Here is a 16548-nt window from a genome sequence, read left to right as displayed (position 1 = left end):
CGGGCGACGACGTCGACGGATGTCCCGCCGGAGCGCCGCAGGCGGACCGCTCGTCCGAGCTCGGCCCGGCATCCGCCGAACCGATCGCGAATCGGCTGCCGGGCAATAGACTCGCGCCACCGGTCGCGCGGCCACGAAGCCAGCGCTCGTCGCATCCTCTGGACAGGCCGGACCGCCGACCGAACCGGTCGGCGGTGCTCCACGTATCGAACGGAGAAATGGATGAAGAATCACAAGGTGATCGGCGCGGTATCCGCCGCAGCCCTCGCCGTCGGCCTCATCGGCACGGCCGTCGCCCCCGCGGCGGCGGCAACGGGCCCCGAGACCACGTACCTCGTGCTCGCGCCGCAGGGCAAGAGCACCGACAAGGCCGCGGCGCGCGTCGCGGCGGCGGGCGGCACCGTCGTCGCCGCCTACGACCAGATCGGCGTGCTCGTCGCGAGGTCGACCAGCACCGCGTTCGCCGGCGCCGTCGCCGGTGCGGGCGTGGAGTCGGTCGCGTCGACGGCGGGGCTCGGCACGACCCTCATCGACGACGACGTCGTCGAGGCGGTCGACACGGCCGCGGTCGCGGCCGCAGGCGACCCGACCGCTGAGCCGCTCTGGAGCGCGCAGTGGGACATGGCGCAGATCGACGTGGCAGCCGCGCACGCCGTGACGACCGGCGACGCGTCGGTGGTCGTGGGCGTGCTCGACTCGGGCATCGACGCCAACCACCCCGACCTCGCGACGCAGGTGGCGAAGGACCAGAGCGCCTCGTGCCTCGGCGGCGTCGTCGACACCAGCCAGGCGGCGTGGAGCCCGACGAACTCGTCGCACGGCACGCACGTCGCCGGCACGATCGCCGCGGCGATCAACGGCGTCGGCATCGCGGGCGTGGCCCCGGGCGTGAAGGTGGCATCGGTGAAGGTCGTCAACGACGACGGCTTCATCTTCCCCGAGGCCGCCGTCTGCGCGTACCTCTGGGCCGCCGACCACGGCATGCCGATCACGAACAACAGCTACTTCATCGACCCGTGGGAGTTCAACTGCGTCAACGACGAGCGGCAGCGTCCGGTGTGGCAGGCCGTGCAGCGCGCACTGCGCTACTCCTCGGCGCAGGGCACCCTGACGGTGGCCTCGGCGGGCAACAGCAACGTCGACCTGCAGCACAAGTTCACCGACTCGTCGAGCCCCAACGACGGCAGCGCCCCCGTCGAGGACCGCACCATCAACGGTGCGTGCCGCGACCTGCCGGCTGAGGCGCCCGGTGTCGTGACGGTCTCGGCCGTCGGACCGACCGAGCAGAAGAGCTACTACTCGTCGTACGGCCAGGGCGTCGTCGACGTCACGGCACCCGGTGGCGACACCCGCTTCCGTACCGGCGGGGTCTCGTCGACCATCACCGACGCCGTGCTCTCGACGATCCCCGGCGGCGGCTACGGCTACTCGCAGGGCACGTCGATGGCCGGCCCGCACGCGGCCGGCGTCGCGGCGCTGGCGCTGTCGGCGCACCCGGGCATGAAGCCGGGCCAGCTCGCCTCCTTCCTCGAGCGCACGGCGACGCCGATCGCGTGCCCCGAGGGCGTCTACGAGCCGCGCCCCGGCTACCCGGCCACGTGCACGGGCGGCGAGCGCAACGGCTTCTACGGAGCCGGCAACGTCAACGCGTTCAACGCCGTGCAGTGACCCGCTGAACTGACGCGACGCGAGGGGCCGGACCGGGTGGTCCGGCCCCTCGTGCGTGCCACGGGCGTCGTTCATGGGTCCGGGAAACGCCCCACGATAAGGTTGAGTGTGACCGCGAACGATTCAGCATCCGAGGGCGAGGTGTCGCTCGCCGACGAACCCGAGGTGCGGCAGGCCCTCGCCGAGGCCGATCGCGCATCCGTGGCATCGGTCGTGGCGGGGCATCCGTCGTCACCGCTCGCCTGGGCGGAGCTGGCCGACCTGGCGGACTCCGAAGGCCACTCCATCGACGCGTTCGCCTACGCCGCCGTGGCCGTCGAGTTCGCCCGCGAGCAGCTCGCCGCCTCCGGTTGGGCGCCCGGGGCCGCGGTGCCCTGGTCGGACGAGCCCAACCGCGCCTATCTCCGGGCCCTCGACGCGCAGCGGCGCGCGGCCCTCGCGCTCGGCCTCGAGGGCCAGGCCGCGCGCCTCGCCGAGGAGCTCGCCTCCGCCGACGCCGAGGCGCCCGCGCGTATCGCATCGGAGTTCACCCCGACCCAGCTCATGCCGATCGTGGCATCCGCCGGGCTCGTCGAGCCGGCCACCGGCCTCGAGTCGCACACCGGCGAGCCGCTCGCCGAACCCACCGCCGTCGACGCGGCAGGAGAGGACTGACATGCCCGCAGCCGTACTCATCGGAGCGCAATGGGGCGACGAGGGCAAGGGCAAGGCGACCGATCTCCTGGGATCCCGGCTCGACTACGTCGTGAAGTTCAACGGGGGCAACAACGCCGGGCACACCGTGGTGGTGGGCGAGGAGAAGTACGCCCTGCACCTCCTGCCGTCCGGCATCCTCACGCCGGGGGTCACGCCGGTCATCGGCAACGGCGTCGTCGTCGACGTCGAGGTGCTGTTCGAGGAGCTCGAGGGGCTCGCGAGCCGCGGGGTGGATGTCTCGCGCCTGCGCATCTCGGCGAACGCGCACCTCATCACCCAGTACCACCGCACGCTCGACAAGGTCACCGAGCGCTTCCTCGGCAAGCGCCAGATCGGCACCACCGGCCGCGGCATCGGCCCCGCCTACGCCGACAAGATCAACCGCGTGGGCCTGCGCATGCAGGACCTCTTCGACGAGAACATCCTGCGGCAGAAGGTCGAGGGCGCCCTCGACCAGAAGAACCACCTGCTCGTGAAGGTGTACAACCGCCGCGCGATCGGCGTCGACGAGGTCGTCGAGGAGCTGCTCGGCTACGTCGACCGCCTGCGCCCCATGGTCACCGACACGTCGCTGCTGCTGCACGAGGCGCTCGAGCGCGGCGAGACCGTGCTCTTCGAGGGCGGCCAGGCCACCATGCTCGACGTCGATCACGGAACCTACCCCTTCGTCACGTCGTCGAACGCCACGAGCGGCGGGGCGGTCACCGGCTCGGGCATCGCGCCGAACCGCATCGACCGGGTCATCGCCGTGGTGAAGGCGTACACGACGCGCGTCGGCGCCGGTCCGTTCCCCACCGAGCTCTTCGACGAGTGGGGCGAGTTCCTCAGCGAGCGCGGCTTCGAGTTCGGCACGACCACGGGCCGCCGCCGCCGCACCGGATGGTACGACGCGCCCATCGCGCGCTATGCGTCGCGCATCAACGGCGTCACCGACTTCGTGCTCACGAAGCTCGACGTGCTCACGGGACTCGAGAGGATCCCCGTCGCGGTCGGCTACGAGGTCGACGGGCAGCGGGTCGACGAGGTGCCGGTGTCGCAGTCGGACTTCCACCACGCCGTGCCGGTCTACGAGGAGTTCCCCGGCTGGCAGGAGGACATCTCGGGCGCCCGTGAGTTCTCGGAGCTCCCGGCCAACGCGCAGGCCTACGTGCGCGAGCTCGAGGCGATGAGCGGATCGCGCATCTCCGCCATCGGCGTCGGCCCCGGCCGCGAGCAGATCGTGCAGCTGCACGACCTACTCGACTGAGGCCGTCGCTTCGACCCACGCCTTCAGGCGCGCCAGCTGCACGCCGTCCTCACGGGCGATCGCGCCGCGGATCACCGGCGCCAGCAGGGTCATGATGCCGCGCGTGCCCACGAGGGCCTCGAGGCGGACGAGGGTGCCGCCCCCGGTCGCGCCCGGTCGCATCGTGTACGTGTAGTCGGCCGTCACGCCGCCGACCGTGCTGCGGAGCGTGAGCGAGCGTCCGGGCTCGACGGCGGTGATGGTCGACGTGCGCTCCTTCCCGCGCGCGACGAACCGCAGCTCCGTGCCCCTGGAGATCGGCCCATCCGCCCGCATCGACTCGACGCCCGGCATCCAGTGGGTCGCCTCGGTCCAGTCGGTCAGGCGCGACCACGCCACGTCGGGTGCGACGTCGATGGCCTGCTCGTCGGTGAATGCCGCCTTCATGATGACCTCCCGGGCTCTTCCGCAGGGTAGACCGCCGGTCGCGGCATCCGATTGGATGGATTTCACGGGGAGGGTGGCACGTGGAGTACGCGCGGCGGCTGGTGCACGGCGCGCTCGCCGAGTCGGTGCGCGAGCTGTGGTTCCTGCGCGGGCCGGCGCCCTCGCGCTTCGAGCGGATCTTCCCGATGACCGAGGTGCACCTCATCGTGAACCTCGCCGCGGCGCCCTACCGGGTGCTCGATGCGGCGGATGCCCCGTGGCGCACGCTCGGGCCCGGATTCGGTTCCGGGCTCCGATCGCGGTTCGTGGTGAGCGAGGCGCCCGATCCCATCGTGAACGCGGGTGCGGTGGTGCGGCCCGACGGCCCGCGGATGCTCGGACTCGATCCCGAGGTGCTCGCCGGCGGCATCACGCCGCAGCCGTGGTTCGACGCTCCAGCCCGGCTCGGGGCCGACGCCGACGCCGAGGCGGTGCTCGACGCGGTCGAGCAGGTGCTCACGGCGAGGATGCGTCCCGATCGACACGCGGACACGGTGGTGCGAGCGGCGATCGATCGCCTCGACGCCGACCCGTCGTCGCCGATCGCCGCCCTGGCCGCGGCGGCGGGGCTGCGGCATCCGGCGTTCGTGGCGCGATTCCGGCGGGCGACGGGCATCGCGCCCAAGCGCTACGCGGAGCTCGTGCGGTTCCATCGCCTCATCGATCGCACGCCCGTGGCCGAGGCGGCCGCGTGGAGCGACCTCGCCGTCGACGGCGGCTACTACGACCAGTCGCACGTCATCCGCGACTTCAAGCGGTTCACCGGGTTCACGCCCGCCGAGTACCACCGCCGCGTGAGTGCGGCCGGCGCCGACGCAGCGCGCTTCGTGCCCGACCCGGCGGCCGCCTTCGCGTGACACCGCCATGGCGGCGTCTCCTCGGGCGGGCATGAAGGGGGCGGATGCCGCGACCGCGCGACATCCGCCACTCATGACCCGCCGGCCTACGGCTCGGTGCCGATCGACGTGTCGATCTTGTCGCGCACGTCGTCGACCTTGGCGTCGTGCTCGTCGGGCGTGACCTTCTTGGCCGCCTCGGCGATGCCGTCGAGGACCTTGTCGCTGATGTCCTCGGCCTGCTCGCTGTTGAGCGCCTCGTTGATCGTGTCCTTGTTCTCCTCGACGAAGTCCTGGGCCTTCTTCGTCAGGTCGTCCAGTGCACCCATATCCCCCACACCTTCCATCGTCGGAACACTGCTCAGGTCATCGTATGGCCGGCGCCCGGGCGACGGAAGGCTCGGCGGACCGCCGCCCCGGGGCGGTGCGGGGCGGCGCCGATGGGCGATCCGTTCCATGCCAGACTCGACGGGATGACCGCCACGCGTCCCCCCGACGAACCGCTCGTCGGCCGATTCATCCGCCTCACGCCGTTCAGCGAGGCCGACGTCCCCGCGCTCGAGCGGGCCCTCCGACGCCCCGAGGTCTTCGCGGGCGGCTTCGGCGGCGGCCCGGCCGGACTGCCCGTCGACGCCAGGGCGTTCGACGCCTTCGCCCGAGCGACCTGGTCGGGAGGGTCGGCGGCGATGCCGTGGACCGTGCGCCTCGAGGGCGGACCCGACGGAGGCACGGTCGTCGGCGCCACCAAGCTCGGCGACCTCGACCTGCCGAACGAGTCGGCCCACATCGGCTGGACCGCCTACGACCCGCGGGTCTGGGGCACCGCGGTGAACCCCGAGGCGAAGCTGCTCCTGCTCGGGCTCGCGTTCGACCACGGCTTCGGCCGCGTCAAGCTGCAGGCCGACGCGCGCAACGACCGTTCGCGCGCCGCGATCGTGAAGCTGGGTGCGCAGTTCGAGGGCATCGCCCGCCGACACAAGCCGCGAGCCGACGGCTCGTGGCGCGACTCGGCGGTGTACTCGGTCATCGTCGACGACTGGCCATCGGTGCGCGCGGGCCTGGAGCAGCGACTCGCGGCTCGGCGCGGCGAGTCCGTGCGGCTCGACGTCAGCCCGGCAGGCTGATCCCGCCCTCGACGATGGCGGCGACGCCGCCGCCGAGGTCGGCGCGTCACTGGCGCGGCATCCGGCCGGAGGTCTCGGGCCCCGCGCGGTGACGGGTGTGCTCGGGCACGTGCAGGCGCATCAGGAACGCGTCGGTGCCGCGGGGCACACCCCGGCGGTCGCCACGCGACACGAGCACGGTCACGAGCACGGCGAGCGGCACCGTCCACGCCGCGGGCTGCTCCAGGAAGGGACGCATGCCGGGCAGGAGGGCCGAGAGCGCGGCGCCGCCGAGGATGGCCGAGCCCGACAGCACCGCGCCGGTGGCCATGCCGGCGATCGCGCCGCGGGCGGTGAGGCCCCGCCACCAGATGCCGAGGATGAGCACCGGGCACAGGGTCGACGCCGTGAACGCGAACACGAGTCCGACGCTGCCGGCGAGCCCCGTCGACTCCGTGGCGAGGGCGACGACGAGCGGCACGAACGACGAGATCACCGCGGCGATGCGGAAGCCGCGGACGCTGCCCCCGAGCAGGTCCTGGCTGATCACGCCCGCCAGCGAGACCACGAGTCCCGACGAGGTGGAGAGGAAGGCCGCGAACGCGCCGGCGATCACGAGCGCGGTGAGCAGCTCGCCGAGCGGCCCCGGCACCAGCCGGTCGGGCAGCAGCAGCACGAGCGCGTCCGACTCCCCGGGCGCCGCGAGGTCGGGCGCGAACGCCCGTCCGAGGAACCCGAAGGCGGTGGGGAACAGGTAGAACACCGAGAGCAGCACGAGCACGATCACGGTCGTGCGACGGGCCGCGACCCCGTCGGGGTTCGTGTAGAAGCGCACCAGCACGTGCGGCAGGCCGAGGGTGCCGAGCAGCAGCGCGACCATCAACGACACCGTGCGGTAGACGTCGAGGTCGCCCGGCCCCGCCGCGGGAGGGAACGCCTCGGCCGGCGTCAGCTGCGCGGGCGGCTCGCCCCCGTTCACCACGAGCAGCAGTGCGATCACCGGCACCGCGAGGGCGGTCAGCTTCAGCCAGAACTGGAACGCCTGCACGAACGTGATCGAGCGCATGCCGCCGGCCGCCACGACGACGGCCACGATGACCGCGACCGCGAGCGACCCCGCCCACGCCGGCAGGCCGGTCGTGATGCGCACCGTCAGTGCCGCGCCCTGGAGCTGCGGCACGATGTAGAACCAGCCGATCACGATCACGAGCAGGCTCGTGACCCGGCGGGCCCACTCCGACTCGAGCCGCGCCTCGGTGAAGTCGGGGATCGTGTACGCGCCCGAACGGCGCAGCGGGGCCGCCACGAACAGCAGCAGCATGAGGTAGCCCGCCGTGTACCCGATCGGGAACCACAGCGCCGCCGACCCGGTGAGCAGGATGAGCCCGGCGATGCCGAGGAACGACGCCGCCGAGAGGTACTCGCCGCCGATCGCCGAGGCGTTCCACCACGGTCGCACGGTGCGGGACGCGACGTAGAAGTCGCTCGTCGTGCGCGAGACGCGCAGCCCGTAGAACCCGATGAGCGCCGAGGCGACGGCCACCACCGTGATCGCGGCGTAGCCGATGGCGGGGTTCACTCGTCCTCCGTGAGCGAGCGGTAGCGGGCCTCGTTCCGCGAGGCGGCTCGCACGTAGAGGCCGCCGACGGTGATCGCGAGCGGGTAGACCCCGACGCCGAGGAGGAGCCACGACAGCGGAACGCCGAGCACGAACGTGGCGTCGAGCTCCGGCACGACCGCGATCGCCATGACGAACGACGCGGTCGCCACGGCGAAGCCGACGGCGAACACGATCCCGAGCCGCAGCTGCGAGCGGATCAGCGAGCGCACGTAGACCCCGGCGATGTCGCTCGTGGGGGCGTCGCTGCCCGTGATCAGGGCCGGCCGTGCGGATGCCGCAGCGGAGCCCGCGCTCCGGGCGGTCACGCGCACGCGCGCGGGCGGGGCATCCGCTCGCTCGCCGGCCGGCTCGCGTGGATCGGGCGCCGGCCCCGCGGCATCCGCTCGCTCGTCGCTCATGGCCGCGGCCGGATCGTCGCCGCCTCGAGCCGTTCCCGCAGGGCGGGCAGCAGCCGGCGGCTCACGGGCAGCTCGGCCGCCCCGACCACCACGCTCGGGTGGTCGCCGCCGAGGCGGATGCGGGTGAGGTGCCCGATCGCCACGAGGTACGAGCGGTGGATGCGCACGAACGCCTCGGACCACTGCCGCTCGAGGTCGGACATCGGCACGCGCACGAGGTAGCTCGCCTCCTCGGTGTGCAGGCGCGCGTAGTCGCCCTGCGCCTGCACGTACCGCACCTCGTCGCGGCGGATCATGCGGGTGGTGCCGCCGAGGGTCACGGCGATCACCTCGGGCTGCTGCTCGGACGCCGCGGCGCCGGCGGCCGGAGCCGATGCCGCCTTCAACGCCTCGACGATACGGGTGACCGAGCGGTGCAGGCGCTCGGTGCGCACCGGCTTCAGGAGGTAGTCGACCGCCGCGAGGTCGAAGGCCTCGAGGGCCCCCTCCTCGTCGGCGGTCACGAACACCAGGGCGGGGCGGCGCTCGAAGCGCTGCATCGCGCGGGCGAGGTCGAACCCGGTGAGGCCGGGCATGTGAATATCGAGGAAGGCCGCGTCCACGGGCTCGCGCGTGAGCAGGCGGATGGCCTCCGCGCCCGAGGCGGCCTGGTGGATGATCCCGATGCGCGGATCCTGGCCGAGCAGGAACGCCAGCTCGTCGATCGCGGGCTGCTCGTCGTCGGCGATGAGCACGCTGATGGTCACCGTTCCAGTCTCCCATCGGGCCCGAGGGCGGCGTCGGCGGATGCCGCGACGCGGCCGGGCTGCGACTTCGGCACGCGCATGCGCACGAGCGTGCCCGCCCCCACGTTGGTCTCGACGACGAGCCCGTGCTCCTCGCCGTAGACCTGCCGGAGGCGCGCGTCGACGTTGCGCAGGCCCACGTGCTCGCCGGGCGCACCGCCCGCGAGCACCGACTCGAGCACCGCGGGGTCGATGCCGACACCGTCGTCCTCAACGCTGATCTCGGCGAAGGCGCCGGAGTCCTCGGCGGTGATCGTGATGCGGCCGCCGCCCTCCTTCGACTCGAGCCCGTGCCGCACCGCGTTCTCGACGAGCGGCTGGATGGACAGGAACGGCACCACCGTGGAGAGCACCTCGGGGGCGACCTGCAGCGTCACCTTCAGCCGGTCGCCGAACCGCGCACGCTCGAGGCGCAGGTAGCTGTCGATCGAGCGGAGCTCCTCGGCGACCGTCGTGAAGTCGCCGTGCCTGCGGAACGAGTAGCGCGTGAAGTCGGCGAACTCGAGCACCAGCTCCCGGGCCTGTGCCGGATCCGTGTTGATGAACGACGCGATCGCGTTGAGCGAGTTGTAGATGAAGTGCGGGCTGATCTGCGCGCGCAGGGCGCGCACCTCTGCCTCCGCGAGGGCCGCTCGCGACGCGTCGAGCTCGCCCAGCTCGACCTGGGCGGCGACCCAGTCCGCGACCTCCCCGGTCGCGCGCACGAGCCCGGCGCGCACGGGCGCCGCGAACGCGACGATCGCCCCGACTGCCCGTCCGTCGGCGAGGATCGGTGCCGCCACGGCATCCGTCTCGCCGTCGCCCAACGGGATGCGCCGCTGCACCTGCGACTTGCCCGACGCGCTCGCCTCGGCCGCCAGGCGGCCGGCGACCGAGCGGACCGCGTCGTCGCCCTCGACCGTGACGCCACCCGCGCGGTCGACCAGTGCGAGCGACTCGCAGCCGAGGAGGGCCCGGAGGTAGCGGCCCGCCCGCATCGCGTCGACCTCGTCGATGCCGCCCCGCAGGTGCTTCGCCGCACGGCTGGCCAGGTGGAGCGTCTGGTACGTCGCCCGCTCCACGTCGGTGCCGAGTTCTCTCGATGCCACCACGAGGCGTCGCAACAGCAGCACCACGCCGACCGCCAGCGCCCCCGCGACGACGCCGGCGGCAGCGGCGAGCAACATCGACTCGGGCATGCAGGTCAGCGTAGCCGTCGTTCGTCGTCGCCGAATCGCCGTTCGTCGCAGGATGGACGCCGTTCACCGACGACGAGCGGCACGGCCCCCCGGCGGCCCGGAGCGAGCGCCAGCATGGTGCCACTGCACTGCCCGCCGGCCACGACGGCACAGCGCACCGGCGCGGCGAACGGCCCGCCGAGACCCCCCTCGAAGGAGAGACGCCATGGGCAACGAAGCCCTGAGCGCGGAGACGACGACCCCACTCGACGTCGACTACCGCGCGGTCCAGCAATCACCCGAGTTCCAGACCCTTCGCCGCACGCACCGGAGCTTCGTGTTCCCCGTGCTCGGCGCGTGCCTCGCGTGGTACCTCGCCTACGTGCTGCTCGCGAGCTACGCGCACGACTTCATGTCGACGCCCGTGTTCGGCAGCATCAACATGGCGATGCTCCTCGGCCTCGCGCAGGTCGTCACGACGTTCGCCGTGACCACCTGGTACGTGCACTTCGCCAACCGGCGCCTCGACCCGCTCGCCACCGAGATCCGCGAGGAGATCGAGGCGGATGCCGCCGCGGCATCCGTCACCGCGGGGGTGACCCGCTGATGCGACCCTTCGAGGCAGCCGCCACGTCGCCCGGCGACCCCTGGCTGAACATCGCCATCTTCGGCGCGTTCGTCGCGATCACGATGATCATCGTGTTCCGCGCGAGCCGCAACAACAAGACCGCGTCCGACTACTACGCGGCGGGCCGTTCGTTTACCGGCGGCCAGAACGGCGCGGCCATCGCCGGCGACTACCTGTCGGCGGCCTCCTTCCTCGGCATCGTCGGGGCGATCGCGGTCACGGGCTACGACGGGTTCCTCTACTCGATCGGCTTCCTCGTGGCATGGCTCGTCGCGCTGCTGCTCGTCGCCGAGCTGCTGCGCAACACCGGCCGATTCACGATGGCCGACGTGCTCTCGTTCCGGCTGAAGCAGAAGCCCGTGCGCATCGCCGCGGCGACCACCACCCTCGTCGTGTGCTTCTTCTACCTGCTCGCGCAGATGGCCGGCGCCGGCGGGCTCGTGTCGCTGCTGCTCGGCATCGGCGACAAGGTCGGCCAGGGCGTCGTCATCACCGTGGTCGGCGGCCTGATGATCCTCTACGTGCTCATCGGCGGCATGAAGGGCACCACCTGGGTCCAGATCATCAAGGCGGGCCTGCTCATCGCGGGCGCCGCGGTGATGACCGTGTGGGTGCTCGCGATCAACGGCTTCAGCTTCTCGACGCTGCTCGACAACGCGGTCGCGACCGCCGGCAACCCGGCGATCCTCGACCCGGGCCTCAAGTACGGCGTGTCCGAGATCGCGAAGCTCGACTTCCTCTCGCTCGGCCTGGCACTCGTGCTCGGCACCGCGGCCCTGCCGCACGTGCTGATGCGCTTCTACACGGTGCCCTCGGCGAAGGAGGCCCGCAAGTCGGTCGTCTGGGCCATCTGGCTCATCGGCATCTTCTACGTGTTCACCCTCGTGCTCGGCTACGGAGCCGCGGCGCTCATCGGACCCGAGGCCATCGCCGCGGCTCCCGGCGGCGCCAACTCGGCCGCGCCGCTGCTCGCGTTCGAGCTCGGCGGGCCGATCCTGCTGGGCCTCATCGCGGCGATCGCGTTCGCGACGATCCTCGCGGTCGTCGCCGGCCTCACCATCACCGCGGCGGCCTCCTTCGCCCACGACATCTACGCGAGCGTCGTGAAGAAGGGCAGGCCCGAGGCCGGCGCCGAGGTCAAGGTGGCCCGTCGCACGGTCGTCGTGATCGGCATCATCGCGATCATCGGCGGCATCGGGGCCAACGGCCAGAACGTCGCGTTCCTCGTGGCGCTCGCGTTCGCGGTCGCGGCATCCGCCAACCTGCCCACCATCGTGTACTCGCTCTTCTGGAAGCGATTCACCACCAGGGGCGCGCTCTGGAGCATGTACGGCGGACTCGCGTCGGCGATCATCCTCATCGCGCTCTCGCCCGTCGTCTCGGGCACCCCCACCTCGATGATCCCGGGCGCCGACTTCGACATCGTGCCGCTGTCGAACCCCGGCATCATCTCGATCCCGCTGGCCTTCTTCCTCGGCTGGCTCGGCACCGTGCTCGACAAGAGCACCGAGGACCCGGCCAAGCAGTCCGAGATGGAGGTGCGCTCGCTCACCGGCGTCGGCGCCGAGAAGGCGGTCCAGCACTAGGGTTCCGGCGGCGGGAGCTGGGAAGTCCCCGCCGCCGGATCACCTTCGACACGGCAGGAACGCCTGCCCAGCCGCGTCGATGGAACACCCGGGGCGGATGCCGCGACGTCGAGTCGCAGCATCCGCCCCTTCGTCGCGCGTCGCCGCGTCAGCGGCACCGCCGCCGTGCGATGCCGCCTAGCCCCGGGCGTTGCGGCGTCGCCGTGCGATGCCCCAGACGAGCAGGGCCACGCCGATGAGTGCCACGACCGGCCCCAGGATCGCCCACAGCGCCACCCCGCTCATGACGGAGCCGGGCAGCACGCCCACGCCCTGCAAGGTCCAGACGCCGCCGACGACGATCATCAGGACGCCGAGGCCGATCAGGAATCCGTTCATGGTCGCCCTTCCAGATCAGTGTGCTGCGACTCGAGACGCGTCACCGCCGGGAGTCGACGCCCGGGGGTCCGCAGATCGTTCTACATGTTGATCATGTGGCCCACGAGGCCGTGGTACGCCTCCTGCAGCGCCTCCGACAGGGTCGGATGGGTGTGCACGTTGCGGGCGAGCTCGAGCGCGCCGAGGTCCCACTTCTGCGCGAGTGTCAGCTCGGGCAGCAACTCCGAGACATCCGGGCCGATGAGGTGACCGCCGAGCAGCTCGAGGTACTGCCTGTCGGCCACGAGCTTCACGAAGCCGACCGGGTCGCCGAGGCCGTTCGCCTTGCCGTTCGCGGTGAACGGGAACTTCGCGACGACCACGTCGTAGCCCTCGTCGCGGGCCTGCTGCTCGGTGAGGCCGAAGCTCGCGACCTGCGGCGAGCAGAAGGTCGCGCGGGGCATCATCCGGTAGTCGCCGAGCTCGAGCGTCTCGGCGTCGCCGATGGTCTCGGCCGCGACGACGCCCTGCGCCTCGGCCACGTGCGCGAGCATGAGCTTGGCGGTGACGTCGCCGATGGCGTAGATGTGCGGCACGTTCGTGCGCATCCGCTCGTCGATGGCGATCGCACCGCGCTCGGTGAGCTGCACGCCGGCGTTCTCGAGCCCGAAGCCCTCGACGTTCGGCGCGAAGCCGACGGAGATGAGCGCCTTGTCGACCTCGAGCGAGCCGGGGTTGCCGTCGGCGCCGGTGTACGACACGGTGACGGATGAGCCGTTGTCGACGACGGTCTCGACCTTCGTCGAGGCGAGGATCGGGATGCCGAGGTTGCGGTACTGCCGCGTGATCTCCTTCGAGACCTCGACGTCCTCGTTGGGGAGGGCGCGGTCGAGGAACTCGATGACGGTGACCTCGACGCCGTAGTTGCGCAGCACGTACGCGAACTCCATGCCGATCGCGCCCGCGCCGACGATCGCGATCGAACGGGGCAGGTCGCGGGTGAGGATCTGCTCCTCGTAGGTGACGACGTTCTGCGACAACTGCACGCCGGGCAGGAGCCGGACGCGAGAGCCCGTCGCGATGATCGCATTGCGGAAGGAGACCGTCTCGGTCGAGCCGTCGGACTTCGCGACGTCGATGGTGTTCGCGTCACGGAACGTGCCTCGGCCGTCGAACTCGGTGATCCCGTTCTTCTTCATGAGGAAGTGCACGCCCTTGACGTGCTTCTCGGACACCTGACGACTTCGGTCGAAGGCGGCACCGAAGTCGAACTGCACGTCGCCCGAGATGCCGAACGTGGCGGCTTGGTCGTGGAAGATGTGCGCGAGCTCGGCATTTCGCAGCAGCGCCTTCGAGGGGATGCAGCCCACGTTGAGGCACACTCCGCCCCAGTACTTCTCCTCGATGACGGCCACCTTCAGGCCGAGCTGCGCGGCGCGGATCGCGGCAACGTAGCCGCCGGGGCCCGCGCCGAGGACGATGACGTCGAATTGGCTGGTCATGCGGGCCAGCCTAGGTCGGTCGCCCCCCGCTCGTCACGGTCGGATGCCTCGACGGTCGTCAGTCCGATTCGGACGGATCCGTCTCGGTGAGGGGCACGACCGCGACCGTGAACGTTCCGGTGTTGTAGGCGACATCCGGGCCCGCGTCGTTGATCCCCAGAGCCAGGTCGAGCCAGTACTCGGTGCCGCCCGGGCACGCCACCGACGACGACGAACCGATGAGGAACGGCGGGGCGTCACCGAATCGCCCGATCAACGCCCCGGGTGGAGCCGACTCGAGCCCGGGGAGGTTCGAGGATGCGTCGTCCCCCGGCCGTCCGTCGGGTCCGGCGACTCGGTCCGGCGCCCCTCCGAGCAGTACCCGCCCGCTGGCCATGAAGTGGATCCGGTCGCCTGCCTCGCAGGTGACGGCTGCCTGCGACCAGGTCGAGTCTCCGGGCACGGGTTCGACGAAGTAATTGCCGACACCGTTGCTCGGCGTCATGGTCGCGGTGACCTCGAACGATCCGCCGTTGCCACTGGTCGCCGTGTCGTTGAGTCCGATATCGAGCGGGCCGGAGGCAGGGCAGATGCCGGTGAAGTCGCTGCCGATCACGAAGTACGGCTGGTCCTCGCCGACCCGACCCACCAGGGCGAGGGCATTGGCGTCGGGTAGTGCGGGCAGGTTCGCCTGACGGCGGGCGACGTCGTCGAGTCCGTCGGGCGTCACCGGTGCCGACGGGTCCGACTCATCGGTCACGGTCCCCGTGGCCGTGATCTCGAGGGCGCTCCCGCCGGTGCATTCGACGCCGGTCGAGGTCCACGGGATGCTCCCCGGCATCGTGAAGGTCATCGGTGGGTCCGGTTCGGACGGGCCATCCCCCACGACCGCGCCCCCGCTCGACCTCGAGCCGCCAAGTGCGAATACCACGGCGGTCCCGATCCCGACGAGTGCCGCCGCGCCAGCGATGAGGAGCACGAGCCGGCGCTTCCGCGACGACCTGCGACCGGGTGCTGGCGGGACATCGGGGTGTGCGTACGTGGGTGGCAGCTCGGCGGGCTCGCGCCCCGGCCCCGATTCGGCGTCTGCTGTGGGTTCGGGCTCGGGTTCGGGCTCCGGTTCGGGCGCCGGCTCGGGTTCGGGCGCCGGTTCGGGTTCGGGCGCCGGTTCGGGTTCGGGCGCCGGTTCGGGTTCGGGCGCCGATTCGAGCCCGGGTTCGGGCTCCGGTTCGGGCTCCGGTTCGGGGCTGGGCTCGGCAATCGGGGCAGGTGTGGGCGGGGGCGGAGCGGTCACGAGCGCCGGCACGGCGGCCGCGTCGATGTCGAAGAGGTGTGCATCGTCGCCCGCAAGGTACAGCACGGGCGTGACCCACTCCAGGGTGAACCGACCGAGACCCAGGATCGCGATCCGTCCGCTGCGCACCGCTTCATCGACCCCTCGCCCGTTCGCGAGCGCCGAGTAGAAGCCGCGCGAGAACTCCAGCGCGGCCGGATCGCTGACCGTGAACTGCATCGCCGCGACCGCTTGGACACCGCTGCGCACCAGGGCTGACGCCGTGCCGGCGAACAACTCCGTGTCGCCCGACGCTCCGGAGGCGCAGGAGTTCAGGACGACGAGTCGGGGCGTCGGCTCCGCTTCGTCGATCAGGTCGGCGAACACGCTCGCATCGACGTACTCCGCGCGTCCGCCCTCTCCGACCAGCGCGAGGACGCCCTCACCGGCGGCATGGTCGTAGTCCCCGTGTCCGACGAAGTGGAGCACGTGCCATCGTCCGGAGAGGAGTCTCTCGTGAACGTTCGCCCATGTCGCCTCCTCGAGCCAGTCGATGGTGACCCGACCTGCTGCGAGGTGGGAACCGAGTGCGCGCTCGAGTCGATCGCGCTCGGACGAGGTGTCGATTCGAGGCAGGTTGCGCGGCGCGGAGATGATGCCCAGGATGCGCAGCGGCGGTTCGACGCGAAGGGCTTCGTTCGATCTCGGCGTCTCGACGTAGCGGATGAGCGGCTCCTTGCGGCACACGTACACTCCGTCGACGGGATCGAACATCGCCTCCCAGGGCAGTGCCGCGAGGGAAGGGTCGGTGAGCCGGAGGCGGACCTGGAGGCTCGTGCCTCGCTCGCGGGCGACGGCCTGGCCGGTTCGGAAGGCGGTGCCGACGTCGCCTGCAAAGGTCGAGGCGAACAACTAGCCGCCGAGACGGTGGATCTCCGACTCGTTCGCCGTGAGGGTTCGCCGTGCCGACACGGCCGAAGCGAGGACTACGGCCTCCACAGTCGGAAGGCGTTCGAGAATCGAATCGATGTCCAGGGAGAAGTTCAGTCGTCCCGGCGCACCTCCGGGCGCGCGGATCACGCGAGCGTCGTACGTGCCCGGATCTGCTCCGGGACCGATCTCGACCTCGATGATCGCACTCATCTCACGCCCCCTGGGCGGCACAGCGTGCCGACGCATTTTCATCGGCAGGGTAGCGTCGCCGGATCCCGGCAGCGTCAGGGGTAGCACGGACTGCGCGGTCATGAT

General features: G+C 71.5%; 17 protein-coding genes. 7 read left to right on the top strand and 10 right to left on the bottom strand.

Annotated features, from left to right (window positions below):
• Positions 1–222: 222 nt before the first annotated feature.
• The 3 genes from EV187_RS15835 to EV187_RS15825 all read left to right on the top strand — a co-directional run bounded on the left by EV187_RS15835 (position 223) and on the right by EV187_RS15825 (position 3610).
• The gene (locus EV187_RS15835) at positions 223–1668 is read left to right on the top strand and encodes a S8 family peptidase (protein ID WP_130353986.1); all 1446 of its coding nucleotides are present in this window, start codon (positions 223–225) and stop codon (positions 1666–1668) included.
• Between the two features lie 108 nt (positions 1669–1776).
• Complete coding sequence (locus EV187_RS15830; protein ID WP_242609636.1) at positions 1777–2322, top strand: DUF3151 family protein; 546 nt, start codon at positions 1777–1779, stop codon at positions 2320–2322.
• 1 nt (position 2323) lies between these two features.
• Complete coding sequence (locus EV187_RS15825) at positions 2324–3610, top strand: adenylosuccinate synthase (RefSeq protein ID WP_130353984.1); 1287 nt, start codon at positions 2324–2326, stop codon at positions 3608–3610.
• Here the strand turns inward: EV187_RS15825 and EV187_RS15820 are convergent.
• Positions 3599–4036, bottom strand: a complete 438-nt coding sequence (locus EV187_RS15820; RefSeq protein ID WP_130353983.1) for an SRPBCC family protein — start codon at positions 4034–4036, stop codon at positions 3599–3601. The two genes, EV187_RS15825 and EV187_RS15820, sit on opposite strands and share 12 nt — an antisense overlap.
• 80 nt (positions 4037–4116) lie before the next feature.
• Between EV187_RS15820 and EV187_RS15815 the strand changes: the two genes are divergently transcribed.
• Positions 4117–4932 (top strand): AraC family transcriptional regulator, encoded by an 816-nt coding sequence (locus EV187_RS15815; RefSeq protein WP_130353982.1) that lies wholly within the window; start codon positions 4117–4119, stop codon positions 4930–4932.
• An 86-nt stretch (positions 4933–5018) separates the two neighbouring features.
• Here EV187_RS15815 and EV187_RS15810 read toward each other — a convergent pair whose 3' ends face one another.
• On the bottom strand, positions 5019–5240 hold the full coding sequence (locus tag EV187_RS15810) for a DUF1129 domain-containing protein (protein ID WP_130353981.1): 222 nt from the start codon (positions 5238–5240) through the stop codon (positions 5019–5021).
• A 144-nt stretch (positions 5241–5384) separates the two neighbouring features.
• Here EV187_RS15810 and EV187_RS15805 point away from each other — a divergent pair, with 144 nt between their 5' ends.
• Positions 5385–6035: a GNAT family N-acetyltransferase gene (locus EV187_RS15805; protein WP_130353980.1), complete on the top strand. Its 651-nt coding sequence runs from the start codon at positions 5385–5387 to the stop codon at positions 6033–6035.
• A gap of 46 nt (positions 6036–6081) precedes the next feature.
• Here the strand turns inward: EV187_RS15805 and EV187_RS15800 are convergent, their stop codons facing one another.
• Genes EV187_RS15800 through EV187_RS15785 form a run of 4 tightly spaced genes read right to left on the bottom strand, consistent with a single transcriptional unit; the run spans position 6082 to position 9996 of the window.
• Complete coding sequence (locus EV187_RS15800) at positions 6082–7593, bottom strand: sodium/solute symporter (protein WP_130353979.1); 1512 nt, start codon at positions 7591–7593, stop codon at positions 6082–6084.
• On the bottom strand, positions 7590–8033 hold the full coding sequence (locus EV187_RS15795; RefSeq protein ID WP_242609635.1) for a DUF485 domain-containing protein: 444 nt from the start codon (positions 8031–8033) through the stop codon (positions 7590–7592). Before EV187_RS15795 ends, EV187_RS15800 begins: the two co-directional genes overlap by 4 nt.
• On the bottom strand, positions 8030–8779 hold the full coding sequence (locus EV187_RS15790) for a LytR/AlgR family response regulator transcription factor (protein WP_242609634.1): 750 nt from the start codon (positions 8777–8779) through the stop codon (positions 8030–8032). The genes EV187_RS15795 and EV187_RS15790 overlap by 4 nt, the downstream gene beginning before the upstream one ends.
• On the bottom strand, positions 8776–9996 hold the full coding sequence (locus EV187_RS15785) for a sensor histidine kinase (RefSeq protein WP_130353978.1): 1221 nt from the start codon (positions 9994–9996) through the stop codon (positions 8776–8778). Before EV187_RS15785 ends, EV187_RS15790 begins: the two co-directional genes overlap by 4 nt.
• 205 nt (positions 9997–10201) lie before the next feature.
• Here EV187_RS15785 and EV187_RS15780 point away from each other — a divergent pair, with 205 nt between their 5' ends.
• Complete coding sequence (locus EV187_RS15780) at positions 10202–10582, top strand: DUF485 domain-containing protein (protein WP_130353977.1); 381 nt, start codon at positions 10202–10204, stop codon at positions 10580–10582.
• Complete coding sequence (locus EV187_RS15775) at positions 10582–12189, top strand: solute symporter family protein (protein ID WP_130353976.1); 1608 nt, start codon at positions 10582–10584, stop codon at positions 12187–12189. The genes EV187_RS15780 and EV187_RS15775 overlap by 1 nt, the downstream gene beginning before the upstream one ends.
• Before the next feature lie 177 nt (positions 12190–12366).
• Here the strand turns inward: EV187_RS15775 and EV187_RS15770 are convergent, their stop codons facing one another.
• The 4 genes from EV187_RS15770 to EV187_RS15755 form a co-directional block, all read right to left on the bottom strand.
• Complete coding sequence (locus tag EV187_RS15770; protein ID WP_130353975.1) at positions 12367–12567, bottom strand: cytochrome c-type biogenesis protein; 201 nt, start codon at positions 12565–12567, stop codon at positions 12367–12369.
• An 80-nt stretch (positions 12568–12647) separates the two neighbouring features.
• Entirely contained in the window at positions 12648–14048 is a 1401-nt protein-coding gene (lpdA, locus tag EV187_RS15765; RefSeq protein ID WP_130353974.1) for a dihydrolipoyl dehydrogenase, read from the bottom strand.
• A gap of 58 nt (positions 14049–14106) precedes the next feature.
• Entirely contained in the window at positions 14107–16212 is a 2106-nt protein-coding gene (locus tag EV187_RS15760) for a CHAT domain-containing protein (protein WP_130353973.1), read from the bottom strand.
• The gene (locus tag EV187_RS15755; protein WP_130353972.1) at positions 16213–16545 is read right to left on the bottom strand and encodes a hypothetical protein; all 333 of its coding nucleotides are present in this window, start codon (positions 16543–16545) and stop codon (positions 16213–16215) included.
• Between the last annotated feature and the right edge of the window lie 3 nt (positions 16546–16548).

It is taken from the genome of Agromyces ramosus (assembly GCF_004216665.1).
Lineage (GTDB): Bacteria > Actinomycetota > Actinomycetes > Actinomycetales > Microbacteriaceae > Agromyces > Agromyces ramosus.
This window is presented reverse-complemented; position numbering and strand designations above follow the sequence as displayed.